This window comes from Vibrio vulnificus CMCP6, from assembly GCF_000039765.1.
Classification (GTDB): domain Bacteria; phylum Pseudomonadota; class Gammaproteobacteria; order Enterobacterales; family Vibrionaceae; genus Vibrio; species Vibrio vulnificus_B.
In genome coordinates this window covers 264,226-280,396 of sequence record NC_004460.2, presented here as the reverse complement: position 1 = coordinate 280,396, position 16,171 = coordinate 264,226, and the positions used below count along the sequence as shown (strand labels likewise).

The window sequence follows — 16,171 nt, the reverse complement described above, 5'->3', positions numbered from 1 at the left end:
TTTGCTTAACAGTGCAAACGATTTTCACGCATCGATTGCAATGCCTAATTGCTGCGAAATTTCAATGAGTTGAGATTCAGAATCTAACTTGATTGACCATTTACACTCCGCACCGTTCGCCACCAAAACATTGGCGCCACGACCAATCAGTTGAACTGCATCGACCTGAGCGCTTAAAGTGACACTGTGACCACCTTGCAGCCTCACAACGACTTCATGTGGCGTGACGATGATTTTACCGTGGCTAAATTCAATCACCATATTAAACACCACGCTCTTTGTGCTGTTTAACAGCTATGGTCAAACGGCTGGTGCAAACCAATCTCTCACGTTCATCTGTAATCGTAATTTGCCACACTTGCGTTGATACACCGAGGTGGATTGGCGTTGCCGTACCAATAACATAACCGCTGCGCATCGGGCGAATATGGTTGGCATTAATATCGAGCCCAACACAATAAGAACCGGCAGCCACGCAAAAATTGGCCGCTAAAGAGCCGAGTGTTTCAGCAAGCACCACCGATGCGCCACCATGTAACATGCCGAGTGGTTGATGAGTAAAACTGCAAACCGGCATGGTTGCAGTCAGAGAGTTTTCGGTAAACCCGGTGTATTCGATTTGTAAGTGTTCAATAAGCGTATTTTTTGAGGTTGCGTTTAGGGTCGCTAAATCGATCGGTTTTTTCCAAATGCTCATTCTTTTGCCAGATTTTCGTTACAATTGGCGCTAGTATATACCCAAAATTATCGATATGGAGATTGTTATGTCATCGTGGTTGAAAGCTTCTGCACTCATCGTCGTTGCTGGGCTTACTGCTTGCACTTCTTCCCCTACTGGGCGTAATCAACTGCTGATGTTTTCAGATAGTGAGATGTCCACACTTGGTGCGAACTCTTTTGAGCAGATGAAAAAAGAGATTCCGATTAGTCAAAACAAAGCGACCAATCAATATGTGCAGTGTGTTGCCAAAGCGATTACCGACACCATTCCCCCTCAACCCGGTTTCAAAGAGTGGGAAGTGGTGGTATTTGATAGTGACCAAGTGAACGCTTTTGCCCTGCCAGGGGGAAAAATTGGCGTTTATACTGGCTTGCTGAATGTCGCGGTTAACCAAGACCAATTGGCGACGGTCATTGGCCATGAAGTGGCGCACGTGCTCGCAGAACACAGCAATGAACGTCTCTCTCAAAGCCAGCTTGCCAATGCCGGATTACAGTTGGCCAACGTTGCCATAGGTGCGTCTGAGTATAAGCAATATCAACAAATTACCATGGCAGCGTTGGGTGTGGGCGTGCAATATGGGGTAATTTTACCTTACGGCCGAACCCAAGAATCCGAAGCCGATATTGTCGGCCTAGAATACATGGCAAAAGCAGGATTCGACCCAAAACAGAGTGTGGAACTGTGGAAAAACATGGCGAAAGCCTCAGGCGGAAACCAACCACCTGAGCTACTTTCAACCCACCCATCTCACAGTACGCGTATCAAAGATTTGCAGGACAAAGCCAGTAAATTGCCCGTTTACCAAGGTAAATCTCCGAGCTGCAAAGCTTAAACGTAAAGAGCTCCGTAAAGGAGCTCTTTCTTATTGGAAATACGACACTTTTTCTATAAGCAACGGATTAGCTAGGAGCCAAGGATCAATAGCGGTAAACGCATCAAATCATCACCGGTTGCCGCAAAATACCAGATGATCGCGACAAAACCCGCCACAGACATAAGATACCAAGCAAATGCAAAGCACTGGCCATAACGCGTCAGAGGAAGAAGATGGCTATGATGTCGGCCACGCCATTCCATCACAATCTCTAACATCCCCATAATGAGCAGAAAACCAAACAGCGTTAAACCTAATGCATAGGAAAGATACACACCCGCAGCCGCGGTGAGTACCCCGCCGACGAGCCCCACCCAACTGTTCATCGAAAACGTGATGCTTTTGAGAATATGCCCACCATCTAATGGGAGAATGGGCAGTAAGTTAAACAAGTTTAATAAGGCGTTAAACACCGCTAGCGCTGCGAAAAAAGCCTCGCCCGTCAGCCAATAGGTCACCACCAGAATTACGCTGAGGATCAGACCAAAGAACGGCCCCATAATGGAAATTACCACATCCTGCCAACGGGTATTGATCTTATCGTCGCTGAGCGCCATACCGCCAAAAAACGGAATTAGGTAAAACCCTTTGGTTTGCATGCCAAAGTATTTCATTGCACGAACATGGCCATATTCGTGAATCACCAAACAAGCAATCAACGCCAGCGCAAACTGGAATGAAAACAGCCATGAATAGGCTGCCAAACTCATTGAAGCAAGGGCAACTTTGATGATCTTGGCACTTTTAAGTGCTTTCATGCCCAGAGAAATCAAGCCAATAAGACTAAAACGGCGCTCTTCTTGGCGTGGTTGCACAGGGACTTGCTGCTCGATGTCTTTTTCGTTTCGACTCCCCTGTATCACAAGCTGATCATTGACACCACATTGGTAGTCCAATTGGAATGGCTGCCACGTCAATTGACCTTTGAGCTGGCAGTTTAGCGTCTCTTCGCCCGCCATAAGTTGAAACTCATGAACAAACTCCCCTTGTTGTCCGTGCGTAGCATCACGCTGAGAAACCAGAGTGTTGTCCCAAAAAAGCTGCTGCCAACCTGCCATTGAGCCTTCAAGTCTCAACGAGCGCCCAAGAAATTCGATATTTAATAATTCCAACGTTTACTCGGCTATCCAAATAGACAAAGGCCCCATTATGCCTGTGCACAAAGGGGGTTAAAAGCGCCCTTCTTCTGAACAGCGCACAATTTGAACAGATAGCACGCTATTTCCCCATAAAATAATCAAAATGTTTCTGGTCAAACCATTCATTGAAAAAATATCTCCATAATACATCGCCTTAGAGATACAGACTTGATCTATGCATCAAATTTACTGTTTAAAAAGCACACTAACTTTGACACTTTCGCTTACATTAAATTAACATCCATGTTACATAATAGAATTAATACTCAACTCAATAAGTCGAGTTGCATAACAAACAACAATTACAAGGACATCTGTCCACAATCACACACCCTAGGAGGGTCAAGGATGAACAAGAAGAACTGCTCTCTGCTGACGATATCGATATTGTTTGCCTGCCATGCTAATGCCGCTGGTTTTCAAGTTGCGGAACATTCAGCGTCTGGTCTTGGTCGAGCGTTTTCCGGTGAAGGGGCTGTTGCTGACAACGCTTCGGTATTGGCGAGAAACCCAGCTGCGATGACACTATTTGAAAACGCACAGTTTTCTGGTGCCCTGTCTATCGTAGATCCAGAGGTCAATGTTTACGACAAAACGAATGGCGAACAATCTGATGACGTTGCGCCTTTGCAACTTGTTCCAGCAGCCTATTACATCAGCCCTATTAATGAGAAGTGGGCATGGGGTATTGGTATGTTTACCAACTACGGTGTGGCGACTGACTACCCAGACGACATTTCAGCTGGCGACATGGCTGGTGATACGGCGTTAGTTTCAGTGGGGATCAACCCCAATATCGCCTATCGCGTTAACGAAGCGTTGAGCGTGGGTGCGGGTGTGAATTTTGTTTATGCGCACGCAGAGTTGACTCGTCACAAGGGTTCTCTCGCACCTCTGTTTGGATCGACCGATAAATCAGAAAACTTGATCGGTATGACTGGCACGACCTTTGGTTACGGCTGGAACGTTGGCGCACTATACGAACTCAGTGAAAAGACGCGCTTTGGTTTGGGTTATCGTTCCAAAGTCGATCTGGATTTCGATGATGGTGAATTCAGCAGCTACGACTCAGGCATCGCCACAGCCCCTAAAGTCGATGGCCGTTTACAGATCAGCCTACCTTCCATCATTGAAGTCTCGGCATACCATGAATTTAACGAACAATGGGCGATGCACGCCGGTTGGCAACAAACCGAATGGAGCACATTCACCGAGCTAAAGGCAACGTCTCCACAGTGTAACGATGGTACCGCTGGTCAATGCTTCTATAAACCAGAGCATTACGAAAACAACAATCGTTATTCACTTGGTGCAACCTATCAAATGAACGAAAGCTGGACTCTTCGCGCAGGCTTAGCATTTGATGAACAAGCCGGTGAAGCAACCCTCAGCATTCCTGACAGCGACCGTTTCTGGTACAGCGCAGGCTTAACTTACTTGATGAGCGACAACATGACGATCGACGCGGGCTTTGCACTGGTTAAGAGCCGTTCTGGTTCATTCAAAGAAACCAACGCAGCAGATGAAGTGCTTGAATTCGAAGCAGAAGGCACGGCTTACATCAGCGCGATTCAAATGAACTACACCTTTAAGTAATTAGGATTGATGGAGTATAACGATGAAACATACCTTTAAATTATCGCTACTATGTTCAGCAATCCTACTTGCGGGTTGTGGTGACAACACAGAAAGCTCAGGCACGACAGGTTCAGTGACTTTTGAACCAAGCGTTCAGGAGTTGTTGGGGCGCGATGCGTCAATTAAGTTCGCCTTGAAAGGAACATCTGCGGCGGTGCCGCTACCCTCGTTCTTGCTGTTTGATACCAATGATCACACCTTGAATATCCCACTTAGTGCGGGTTCTTCTAAAGGCTTGGATAACCCTCAAGTTGCAATGGGCGAGTCGGATGGTTGGAGTACCATTATGCCATTTAGCATCCCTCTAAACCTTGCTGATGGTGTCACGCTTCTCAACGATTTGATCATCACTCCTAATGGCACCCCATTTAGCCAAAACCTAAATGCTGGTATTCGTGTGGCTAAGGTTGATGTCGATCTTGCGACTGGCGCTATGACTAATTTTACTGCCCTAACTCCGGGTGTTGATTTTCTTGCGGTCACAACCGATCTGAAGAGCATTAACGTTGTTCCTCTCAACGGTTTGGATCCTGCGTCAAACTACATCTATGCACTGACAGAGTCGATCAAAGACAGTAACAACAATCCGCTCGGTACATCCAGCTCCTATGCCAGCTTGAAGAGTTCAATGGCTCAGTCTGGTCTATTGGCGACACCGCAAAAAATTATCTGGAACATTGAAAAAACCTTCGAAGATAACGCACAAGTTACCAATAAAGATGAAATTGTTTACTCTTCTTGGTTTACGACTGCGTCAGCCGGTAATGTAATGCAGGGAACAAAAGCAGCGATAGCTGCTTCAGCAAATCCTGCTGTTAAGCCGGCTGGTGTTTGGAAAGGCACCGCGAACCCAAACAACCTCTCCGTTGACGATCTCAACTCGCTTTACAGCATTGATGCTCAAGACGTTGGTTCGGATTTTGATGTAGCGGTGAGCAATGACCCCATATTTGTCAGTGCAGTTGGGCAAGACAAAGCCGACTTATTGGCAAATAGTTACAAACAGCTGATCAATCATCCGGCGCTGGATTCTATTCAAGTGTTTCGTGGAACAGTCAAACTGCCCTACTTCCTGAGTGATCAAGTTGATGGTAAAGAATGGAAGACGCTTCCTTGGCGTAGCGGTATGCCAAGTGTGTTTAAGATTCTAAAGACTTTGAGTTCAGGTTCAGACGCAGATAAGGCTGCAATCAGCCAGCAGTTAGTCGATTTAGGCTTTACGGATCTCCCAGCTCAGCTCTACTCCACACCGCACCAAGCGCTGCTTGTGGGGGCGAAACTGACATTAGCCGATGGTACTCAGCTTGACGCCGATCGAATTCTGACGAGATACAGTGCAGTGCCGCAGATCCGTGCAGTCAAAGAAGTGCCTTTCATCATGTTTGTTCCTAAAGGTGCTGGCGCAGATAATGTACCTCTACTGCAATATCAGCACGGAATCACCAACCTAAAAGAAAGTGCTTATGCATTGGCACTAAGCCATATCAGTACCGCGATTCAAACGGGCAAAACCCCTTATGCATTAATTGCTATCGATCAGCCATTGCATGGTCAACGTGCTTTGTCCGATGGGACCGTAACGACGCCCCAGACACCGACTGTCTTTATGAATCTTGAATACTTGCCAGTGGCAAGAGACAACATTCGTCAAGGCGCAATCGACGGTTTAGGACTGAGATATGCACTCAATTACGTAAATCCAACAGAAGTTGCTTTCCAGACAGTCAATCAGTCGGATGTTTCCCTGATCGGTCATTCTATCGGTGGCATTACTGGCATCAGTAGCTACGCTGTTGCTAATACCTCGGTCAATCCAGTGATTGATCCGATGTTTGCTTACAAGACAGCAACATTAGCCAATCTAGGTGGCGGTATTGCACCATTTTTGTTTGAGTCTGGTTCATTTTCACCCATCATCAAGCACAGCATCACTGCGGCGGCAGTTCCAAGTTACTTAAATTACTACGCGAATACATGTCCGACCAAAGACAATCCTGGCACATGTTTCAACAACTTCTATAGCGCGGCGGATGCCGAAGCGAAAAGTCAAATCGATAGTGCATTGACCTCATTTACTTACGCTGCGCAGACCGTGTTGGACAACGTTGACCCATTCAATATGGCTTCTCAAGTGAGCGGTTCTTTGTTGGGCATTCAATCCAATGGCGATGCAACCATTCCCAATAAAGTGTCGAAAATTCCGACCGCAGGGACAGAGCCTTTGTTTAAGAAACTAGGATTAGTAAACACAGCGACCAATGCTTCTGGTTCGCGTGTTGCGTCGTACTTTGATTCGTCATCTAACGCAGCCCACTCGACGGTGATTGCGCCGGAAACGGATGAAGAAGCATTGGCTCACAGTGAAATGAGTTCTCAAATCGTTCAGTTTACGCTCACCAAAGGCAACAGTGACGGTTTGTTAGCAGTCGACGCAGCGTTTTTAGATGCCAGCAAGTAAATCATAAATTTCAATGTTCGAATCATGCCCAGTGTTACCTGTAATACTGGGCATTTTATTGGAAGCCATATAACTTGATTGCTCCTCACTTAAACCAAATCTTCTTTTTGGGTTGGAATATTGTAAAATCCCCACTTAAATTGGCGAAGACCCTTTTAATTCTCAGGATAAAGTGGATAATACCGCCTCAAGTTAATACTACTAAGGTGAGTTCTTATGTCTATCGAAGCAACTCTGCTGGATCGTTGCCAGTCTAAATGTGAATTGTGTTCTTCTGAATCTTCGCTTACTGCTTATGCAGTACCGCCTCACGGTCACGTGACCGTTGACACAGCCATCATGGTTTGTGACAAGTGCCTTAGCGAAATCGATGAGCCAAAAGACATTAATCACTGGCGCTGCCTTAATGACAGCATGTGGAGCCAGGTTCCTGCGGTACAAGTGACTGCATGGCGCCAATTGACTCGCCTAAACTCTGAAAGCTGGGCTTTGGACGCTCTTGACATGATGTACATGGAAGAAGAGATCAAGACTTGGGCTATGAAAGGAATGTCTGCGGACGACAAAACCGTTGACTGTAACGGCGCTGAACTGAAAAAAGGCGACGATGTTACGGTTATCAAAGATCTGCCAATCAAAGGCACTAACCAAGTTATCAAACAAGGTACCGTTATCCGTGGCATTAGCCTAAGTGACGATCCTAAATTGGTTTCTGGTAAAGTGAATGGCGGCCAATCTATGTACGTTATCGCGGAATACTGCCGTAAAAAGTAATGTCTCGCTAACGCTAAATGATCTTGGGTGTTCGAATGAACACCCATTTTTTATCCCATGAACGTGACGCGTTTAATCAGTCCATTTTCCACTTCATAAGCTGCCACCACCTTAATGCTGCGGTTTATTTCCCGACTTGCCAAATCTGAAGATTCCGCCAACTCATGGTCGACCAAATATTGCTCATGAACGATACGTTTTAACGAGGTCGCACGTAAATACGTTAACCCGCCAAACTTCTCGCCATAACGTTTGATCAAAGTCTCCCTACCCGAATAAAGCAACCCTTTTGAAAAATGGGCAATTTCAACCTCTGGGTGATACGTGGCTGCAAAGGCCTCAATATCACGGCGGTTGTATGCTTCGAGTTGTCGCTCAACAATATCAATGGTTTGCTGTTCTTGCTCTGCGTACATCGGTTGTCCTTTCCAACGTTATCATTGTGTCGCTACTGCCTAAAACCCCAAACACTGTCGATCAATTTAATCATCAGTTCTTTTGATACCCCTGATTCATCCAGCTCAGGCAGATATTCAACAAAGTCCGCTCCAACAAATTTTGGGTGGGCCGCTACAGCTCTCACCAGATACAACGCTTCTCGCGCTGACAACCCGCCGACATTCGGTGTGGCACAAGCACGAAATTGCGCTCCATCCAACGCATCATAATCAAAACTCAAGTAGATGTGGTCATAATGGCAATCAAGATGGGTGAGCAGCATATCGACGATGGTGTGGATACCCTTATGCTCAATCATATCCATCGAATAATGGGAGATTTGCCATTGGGTCATCAATTGTTGTTCCGCTGGCATTAAATCCCTTACACCAATCAAGTAAACATCGCTGGGCGACAAGGCAGATGATGTTTCGATCTGCCAGCCATTATGTGGATATTCGTTCATCAGCAGCGCGATGGGCTTACCATGAAGATTACTCGCCAACTGGTTGTTGCAATCTGCGTGTGCATCAACCCAGATCACCGCAACTCGCTTCTCTTGTTGGTGTTGATAGAAATTGAGCGTGGCCTGCACCGTGCCGACCGCAATCGAGTGATCGCCGCCAATCGTAATCGGCACTCGCCCCTGCTGATAGCTTTTAAGCAGCCTCTGTTGTAACTCGCTGCTATAAAGAGCCAAGGCTTGCTCTTTGTTATCGGATGCCAACATGTCGAGCACATCAGAAGAGGCAGCAACATCCCCGCAATCGTTGATATCCGCATCCCAGCGATTATTGCGAATTGCTATCCACTGAGATAAGCCTAGCCCTGTTTTTTCATCCAACTGGCGAAATTGCTCGACAGGGTTCTGATTGGTAACGTAACAACCAAGCTGATTGAATGGCGCACCAATGATGTCGTAGCGACGTGCCCTTGGTGTAACTTGAGTTTGGTAAGACACTTGATAACAACGTTTTGCCGAACGCGTAATTTCGGCCCAAGCAGAAATGGCTGTGCGTCGTTGATGCTCATCGAAAGCAAACTGACAGGTGAATGTTTCCTCGACGTGAAACAAGCAAGGATTGACAGGATCTTGGCTTACACTAAACGTTAAGCAGCCCGGTTCCTTGCGTGTGAGTTCAATGTGTAGAGGCAGTGCCTGTATCACCTTCTCTAGGTCGGCTTCATTAACAATTATGTGACCCTGTAATGAAATCATTCTCCACCCTGTTCTTTCACTATGCTGCAACAGACTGAATTAGTAGCACATTCTCTAAAAGAGTCGACAAGAACATTCTCTTATCGGAGAACAATGAGAGTCAGATCCACCTAGTCCAACACGTTTAAAAGGCGATACTAGAATATGGCAGATCTGGATGACGCATTCTTCTTTTCGCTTCTAGCAACTAGCGATTCGCTAGCCACTTGGATTTCGGTCCAAATACGTTGATCAAAGCACCTGTTACGATCAATGAACCACCCAACAACGTCCAAATTGAGGGAACCTCATTAAACAGAACAACGCCTAACAAAGCCGAAAAAACGATCTGTACATAAGAATAAGCAGAGGCATTACCCGCAGTTTGGGTTTGCATCGCTTTGGTAAGACCAAACTGGCCAATTTGAGTGAAGATACCCACCAAAATCAGTATCAAAATCAGAGTAATATCGGGCACGACAAAGTCGTCACCAATGAGCATGGCTGACACTGGCAGTGCGACTAAAGGAAAATAGAAAATGATCACAGAGCTGTCTTCTGTGCGGCTCAGTTTCCTGACTATCACGTAGGCAATCGAACTGCCAAACGCCCCCAATAGCGCAATACCCACACTCAACATCGGTAACTCACCGACACCCGATGCATCAAAGCTTGGGTAAACCATGGTGAAAACCCCTAATAAGCAAAGCGTGATACACGCAAGGGTCGCAGGCTGTACTCGCTCTTTCAAAAAGAGTACCGCCAGTAACGCAGTGAAAACGGGGTGTACGTACTGAAGAATGGTCGCTTCCGCCAAAGGTAATGCCGTTACGGCATAGTAGACACACATCAAAGCGAGCGTTCCGACTGCACCGCGAGCAAACAACCAGCGTTTGTTGTTCCCCCAAACCGATATCCCTTTTCGTTTGACATCCAGATAGCTGATGATTAGTGAAACCAAAGCACGGGCCGCAACAATTTCAAACAAAGGAATACCGTGTACACTCACGTACTTAACACTGGCAGACATTAGAGCGAAGCCCAAAGCCGATAGAATCATGTAGCGGACGCCAAGGGGAAACGCTGACCTCAAATTCGATAACATAGGAAAACTGATGTGGGAGAAACAGGAATATTCACTCTACCACAGCGAGAAATTTCGAGTAAGAGCGGGATGCGTTAGCATTAAGCATGAATGCCATTATTTTTTGCAAACAAAAAGCCGGCATAAATGCCGGCTTTCAACTTTTGATTAGACTTAGCGGTACATACCGATGTCTTTTTGTAGATGCACTGGTAGCTCATCTGCGTAGTAGTTACTCTGAGTCGAGTTGTCTACAAAAAGAATGTCCAATAGGTGAGCAATCAATCCTTTGAAGTTAACCGAATAGGTTTTCTTATCCATAGAGGTTGGTAAAGCTACAGAATTCATTTGCATTGCTTGTGCCATGATTGCCTCTCTTAAATCTTTCAACGTACTTCGTTTCGATGGTTGAATCTTAGTGCTTTTTTTTGCGCTCAAAAAATGACTATTTTTCTACATTCGGATTACATTTTCTAATGAAACAATGGCGTAACAAATTAAAATCGTAAACAATACTCAATGGTGAATATTTATGCAAGATTAACTTACTTCGTCTGCATATTCATCATTTTAAAGCGCTCAATCAAGGCCTTGGGTCACAATTTGTTTACATAATTTATTTTCATTGGCGGTAGTGGCTTTATAAATCCGCATTATTTGTATTAGATATTTTCAGGCTTTTCTCATTCATTTCGATGTCCTTTTTGTTGGCAATAACAGAGGCAACAACGGCCGTTGTCATCACAATAAGTAAGAATGAGAGCGACCAGATGGTCGGAATTTCATACGCCGTGCCTACCAGCAGCATCTTGACCCCAATAAACATCATAATCACAGCCAAAGCTGGCTTTAAATAGATGAACTTATCGATCATGGCTTGCAGTACAAAATAGAGTGAACGTAAGCCCAACAGCGCAAATACATTGGCAGCTAACACCAAAAACGGCTCACGAGTGACCGCAAAAATTGCGGGAATGGAGTCTAGCGCAAACATCACATCCATAACGGCTATCACTCCGATTACAATCAACATCGGGGTTGCCCACCACTGACCGTTTTCTCGGGTGAATACCGCGTTGCCATGATAATCGTTTGTGACGTTGAAAAAGCGTCTGATCAGCTTTTCTGGCATTGGACTTAGTTCTTCTTCTTCCTCTTTATCTCGTGCGAGCTGAATCCCTGTCCAGATGAGGAAAGCGGCAAACAAGTAAAGAATCCAATGGTATTGAGCCAGCAACTGAGCGCCTACCGCAATCATCAGGGCACGTAACACTAACGCGCCAATCACCCCCCAGAGCAAAGCGCGAGGTCTAAGTGACTCGGGGACTTTGTATTGGGCAAAGATGATGGCAAACACGAACAAGTTATCCACACTCAACGATTTTTCGAGCATATAACCAGTAATGAACGCCGTCGTTGCTTCTTGGTGGGTGTACAAGCTGTCTGGCGCGTAGAAATCCCAGAAATGGAAGATGGTGGCCGCAAACAGAAACGCGAGCAAAAACCAGAATAGGCTCCAGCCCACCGCTTTCTTCATTGAAATGGCACCACCACGCGTTTGCCAAATATCGAGGCAAACCATCGCAATGGTTAGCAGCGCAAAACTGCCATACATGAGATCAGTATTGGACATTAAAGATGACGAGGTGTCGAATAGGGACATAATTTCCTCCAATGCGGAAGAAAACCCAATCGTCCGAGCCCTTCCGCATACATGACAAATCGGCACAGAATCGTTCCTAATTCTGTACTGTGTATGAATGCGTTGGTCTCGTTGAAGTGAACTGGAATGCTTTCTCTGTTTCTGTTGATGACAAAGAAACAAAGAGAGGATAACTCACCTTTATTTGCCGGAAAGGCTTTGGCCTAACGAGATGACGACAAATAAACTTACGCTAACTACTCCCCAAACGTTCGATATTGTAATCCCACAAAACTTCCAAGGCTAATGCCAAGCGCAAGTTTGGGTAATTTTGACATTATCCTGACAAAAGAAAGGAGCACAAAAGCGCTCCTTGTTTCTTTCTTAGGCGGCTCACACACCATTTAGCGGCACGAGATAAACAAGTGTTGACCAAATTGCGATCCACCCAACCACCACCGCTGTATCCATCCAATCTTTCCACATAAGCGCTCCCCCGCTGTTAAGCCAAAGAAGCTGAGCAAAGTTTATACCAAGTTTGATGAACTAGACGTGGCGAGCACGATCTTGTTGATTTAACACGTTCGGCAAATCCGATAGATACTCGATGAAACAGTCAGCCATGGACAAATTACTCACCCAGCCTTCCCCTTTCATTTGGCGTATCGCTTCGTAGCCCTCTTTTCCTTTCATCGTATACGCAGATGAACAGCCTCGATACCACTGTAACGGAGAAACTGGCTGCCAACGCCCATCTAGACAAATTTGCAACGCTTCGATGCGATGGCCTGCTGGATTTTGCGGACAATAGCGATAGCTTAATCCGTAAGTGTATGGGTAACTGCCCGACCCGGTTCCTTCTACACCATTATTGGTTGCGTTGTTGATTGCCCCTTCTAATGCAGCGGCAATCGTCTTCCCCTGTACGTCATAACAACCAATAGGAACGGCAAAAGGCAGTAATTTGCCAGCCACATCGGCGACCGAAACATCGCCCGAATTTAGTGAGTTTCTTACCCCACCGGCATTATGAATGGCAAACTGAACCTGACGTTGACGTTTGTTTAACGCATGAACAAATGATGCCGCGACCATTGGCGCCAGTTCACTGGGACCGACTTCATCGGGAATACGAACGTGGCGAAGTGCGCGATCGGTATGCGCGATAATCGTCTTTTGCAGTTCACGTACGCGCGGAATGTATTTATTCTGCATCAGATGCTGAATATCAGGGTCTTTCTTGCATACAACAACATTACATTGGCCATCAATAAAATCGGCGGCCTGATTGTACCAATCCTCATCACTTTGCTGATTCAGTCCTGGGTCTAAGAACATGCGTCGACCAATCAACAACTCATTGCGTCCAACAAAGCGCTTTACACTGCCATCGGCGGCAAACTCAATTTCACAATGCCCCATAGTGAGCGCATGAAACCCTGCCTGAACCACATAGGTATCGTTAATTTTTAAACCATAGTCATCATCTTTACCCAGTCCAATTGCACTAAAGTCACCCTGTAACCTATGACTATGACCACCAACAATCAAAGCGATACCCGATACTTTGCTGGCAAGTTCTATGTCACCCTCATAGCCTAAGTGACTGAGTAAAATGATTTTATTAATGCCCAGTGATTGCAACAAGCGCACAGTGGCCGTTGCGGTTTCAACCGCATTCTCAAAAGGCGTGTCAGGATCTGGGTTAGCAATGTCTGCCATTTTATCCAGTGATAAACCAAACAGCGCGACCGGCTCACCGTTGATTTCTTTGATGATATAGGTCGCCGTACGCGTTTCTGTATCAAAGCTTCGAATATTGTCGGCATCACTGATTTTTAGCGTTTTCTCATCACTCTCCGCGCTGAGATTCCAGTTTCCTGCTAACAATGGGAAATCAATCCGACGGACAAACTGCGCCACTGGCTCATTGCCCATATCTAACTCGTGGTTACCCAAAGCCATTGCATCAATACCCATTGAGTTGAGCAGATCGGCATTGGCTTTTCCTTTGAACAGGGAAAAGTAGAGCGTTCCTTGGAAACAATCTCCCGCATGGACAAATAGAAATCCTTTATTTTGTCGTTCTGCTTCTTGCTTGATTTGTTGCGCGCGGGTCGCAATGCGAGCGAAACCACCAGCACTGACGTAAGGCTCGATTTGCGCTTCTTGGAGTTGGATTTTGAGTTGTAATGACGTTGGCTCAAAGTAGGAATGAGTGTCATTGATGTGTGCCAGTTTCAGCGTGACTGGCTTATTTGTTTTTATCATAGTCACCTTCTCTTTCTTCATCCCTTTATACTTAGAGCAGAATGATGACAGAATCGTGAATTTTATGAAACTGTTATGCAAAGAAATCATCGGGAGCGCGTAAAGCATCACAGCTAACTTTCTCTATTTGCTCAACAAATCATCAGTCAAATGAAAAGTGTGACACCATAACAAACAGCCAGCTTAATTTTGTCATATTCTTTCTATAAGCGCCTTTCACTTTACATTCAAATAATTACGGCGCGCATGGAGGAGAGTTATGCTTTTAGAACGAATTGAAATCTCCGGTTTTCGCGGCATACGGCGGTTATCTCTTTCTTTTGATGAGCTCACTACCCTGATTGGTGAAAACACTTGGGGCAAATCGTCACTTTTGGACGCTCTTTCCGTCGCTCTTCCAACGGATGCTGAGTTGTACCAATTCGAGATGTCTGATTTTCACGTTGATTATTCCATCTCTCATCCTCAAACACAGCATCTGCAAATTGTGCTCTGCTTCCGCTCTACCGATAGACACGAGACAAAAGCAGGACGTTACCGCCGTTTAAAACCAGTGTGGTGTAAAGATGACAATGGCGATCATCGAATCTTCTATCGCATTAGTGCGACCCGAGATGGTTACGACATCACGACACACTATGCATTTTTAAATAACGACGGTTCAACCAAGGCGCTTCATCACTCCGAAAAGATCGCTCAAGAGCTCATGTCTCTGCATCCGGTCATTCGCTTGCGAGATTCACGTCGATTCCCTGAGTTGAAATCCGATGCCAACGGCAAAAATGCGCGCATCGAGAAACGCATCGACAATACCTGTCGTCGTTTATTGGCGATACCTGGCCATGTTAACAAAGGGGAAATGCGCAGCAGTTTAAACTCAATGCATTCGCTGGTTGAGCACTACTTCTCTTTTAAGAGCATCAACCGAAATGATCCGCGAAAGCCTCGTGATGGCCTGTTTTATAACGCCACTTCGGCAGACAAAAACTTAAGTCAGTTCATACAAGAAACCAACAATAAGCAAACACGCCTGTTGTTGATGGGATTGCTCAACGCTTATCTGCAAGCCAAAGGGCCTGCCGACCTCAGACGTTGCGCCCGCCCTATCTTGATCATCGAAGATCCAGAAGGCCGTTTACACCCCACTCATTTGGCCAGAGCGTGGAGTTTACTGCAGATGTTACCGATGCAGAAAATCCTCACCACCAATAGTGGTGCATTGCTTGGCTCCGTACCACTTCATTCTATTCGGCGCTTGATTCGGCAATCGGATAAAACTGTGGCAAAAAGTATCCATCCGCAACGTTTTAGCGTAGATGAGCTGCGGCGGATTGGTTTCCATATCCGTTTTCATCGTTCGGGGGCCCTATTTGCTCGTTGCTGGTTGCTGGTGGAAGGGGAAACGGAAGTTTGGTTGTTCAATGAGTTGGCCAATCAATGTGGCTATAATCTCGCCGCAGAAGGCGTGCAGATCATAGAGTTTGCCCAATCCGGGTTACGCTCACTGCTCAAAGTAGCGAAAGCAATGGGGATTGATTGGCATGTGGTGACCGATGGTGACGCAGCAGGTAAAAAATACGCCGCGACGGTGAAAAGCATGCTCGGACACGATCAAGAACGTCACCGACTCACCGAGTTGCCCGATCACGACATAGAACATTTTTTATATAATCATGGCTTTGATAAATTCTTTAAGGATCTCATCAAAATTCCTTATGAACACCCTATTCCAGCGAAAAAAGTAGTGACCAAGGTTTTGAAAAAGCACGCCAAGCCCGATCTGGCCTTATCGATTGTGTCCCACTGTGAAGAAAATGGCATTGAGTGTATCCCTGTATTACTGCGCTGGACACTAAAGCGCATTGTGACCATGGCCAATGGCAACACCTAACCCATGCTTAGCTTATGGCGCGGTCTGGTTGGCGAAGAAT

At 45.9% G+C, this 16,171-nt stretch carries 14 protein-coding genes; 5 read left to right on the top strand and 9 right to left on the bottom strand.

Features of this window, described 5'->3' with window-relative positions:
• Window positions 1–24 precede the first annotated feature (24 nt).
• Both VV1_RS16360 and VV1_RS16355 read right to left on the bottom strand, forming a co-directional pair.
• Complete coding sequence (locus tag VV1_RS16360; RefSeq protein ID WP_011081223.1) at window positions 25–261, bottom strand: DUF3389 domain-containing protein; 237 nt, start codon at window positions 259–261, stop codon at window positions 25–27.
• 1 nt (window position 262) lies between these two features.
• The gene (locus tag VV1_RS16355; protein ID WP_011081222.1) at window positions 263–697 is read right to left on the bottom strand and encodes a hotdog fold thioesterase; all 435 of its coding nucleotides are present in this window, start codon (window positions 695–697) and stop codon (window positions 263–265) included.
• 67 nt (window positions 698–764) lie between these two features.
• On the opposite strand from VV1_RS16355, the gene VV1_RS16350 reads away from it, so the two are divergent.
• Complete coding sequence (locus VV1_RS16350) at window positions 765–1,556, top strand: M48 family metallopeptidase (RefSeq protein ID WP_086016958.1); 792 nt, start codon at window positions 765–767, stop codon at window positions 1,554–1,556.
• 71 nt (window positions 1,557–1,627) lie between these two features.
• On the opposite strand, the gene VV1_RS16345 is transcribed toward VV1_RS16350, so the two are convergent.
• Window positions 1,628–2,710 (bottom strand): site-2 protease family protein, encoded by a 1,083-nt coding sequence (locus VV1_RS16345; RefSeq protein ID WP_011081220.1) that lies wholly within the window; start codon window positions 2,708–2,710, stop codon window positions 1,628–1,630.
• A gap of 375 nt (window positions 2,711–3,085) precedes the next feature.
• On the opposite strand from VV1_RS16345, the gene VV1_RS16340 reads away from it, so the two are divergent.
• The 3 genes from VV1_RS16340 to VV1_RS16330 all read left to right on the top strand — a co-directional run bounded on the left by VV1_RS16340 (window position 3,086) and on the right by VV1_RS16330 (window position 7,607).
• Entirely contained in the window at window positions 3,086–4,333 is a 1,248-nt protein-coding gene (locus VV1_RS16340) for a porin (RefSeq protein ID WP_011081219.1), read from the top strand.
• 22 nt (window positions 4,334–4,355) lie between these two features.
• Window positions 4,356–6,833, top strand: a complete 2,478-nt coding sequence (locus VV1_RS16335) for a VolA/Pla-1 family phospholipase (RefSeq protein WP_011081218.1) — start codon at window positions 4,356–4,358, stop codon at window positions 6,831–6,833.
• Between the two features lie 216 nt (window positions 6,834–7,049).
• Window positions 7,050–7,607 carry a PhnA domain-containing protein gene (locus VV1_RS16330; RefSeq protein ID WP_011081217.1) on the top strand — a complete coding sequence of 186 codons (558 nt, stop codon included), beginning with the start codon at window positions 7,050–7,052 and terminating at the stop codon, window positions 7,605–7,607.
• A 50-nt stretch (window positions 7,608–7,657) separates the two neighbouring features.
• On the opposite strand, the gene VV1_RS16325 is transcribed toward VV1_RS16330, so the two are convergent.
• The 6 genes from VV1_RS16325 to VV1_RS16295 all read right to left on the bottom strand — a co-directional run bounded on the left by VV1_RS16325 (window position 7,658) and on the right by VV1_RS16295 (window position 14,261).
• The gene (locus tag VV1_RS16325; RefSeq protein ID WP_011081216.1) at window positions 7,658–8,023 is read right to left on the bottom strand and encodes a nuclear transport factor 2 family protein; all 366 of its coding nucleotides are present in this window, start codon (window positions 8,021–8,023) and stop codon (window positions 7,658–7,660) included.
• 32 nt (window positions 8,024–8,055) lie between these two features.
• Window positions 8,056–9,264 carry an arginase family protein gene (locus VV1_RS16320; protein WP_011081215.1) on the bottom strand — a complete coding sequence of 403 codons (1,209 nt, stop codon included), beginning with the start codon at window positions 9,262–9,264 and terminating at the stop codon, window positions 8,056–8,058.
• Window positions 9,265–9,451: 187 nt separating this feature from the next.
• On the bottom strand, window positions 9,452–10,348 hold the full coding sequence (locus VV1_RS16315; RefSeq protein WP_011081214.1) for a DMT family transporter: 897 nt from the start codon (window positions 10,346–10,348) through the stop codon (window positions 9,452–9,454).
• Between the two features lie 153 nt (window positions 10,349–10,501).
• A complete protein-coding gene (locus VV1_RS16310; protein WP_011081213.1) occupies window positions 10,502–10,693 on the bottom strand; it encodes a hypothetical protein in 192 nt (63 codons plus the stop codon).
• Between the two features lie 274 nt (window positions 10,694–10,967).
• Window positions 10,968–11,990, bottom strand: a complete 1,023-nt coding sequence (locus tag VV1_RS16305; RefSeq protein ID WP_193387271.1) for a TerC/Alx family metal homeostasis membrane protein — start codon at window positions 11,988–11,990, stop codon at window positions 10,968–10,970.
• Window positions 11,991–12,515: 525 nt separating this feature from the next.
• Window positions 12,516–14,261 carry a bifunctional metallophosphatase/5'-nucleotidase gene (locus VV1_RS16295; protein WP_011081211.1) on the bottom strand — a complete coding sequence of 582 codons (1,746 nt, stop codon included), beginning with the start codon at window positions 14,259–14,261 and terminating at the stop codon, window positions 12,516–12,518.
• Window positions 14,262–14,499: 238 nt separating this feature from the next.
• Here VV1_RS16295 and VV1_RS16290 point away from each other — a divergent pair, with 238 nt between their 5' ends.
• Window positions 14,500–16,131, top strand: a complete 1,632-nt coding sequence (locus tag VV1_RS16290; protein ID WP_011081210.1) for an ATP-dependent endonuclease — start codon at window positions 14,500–14,502, stop codon at window positions 16,129–16,131.
• Window positions 16,132–16,171: the final 40 nt, after the last annotated feature.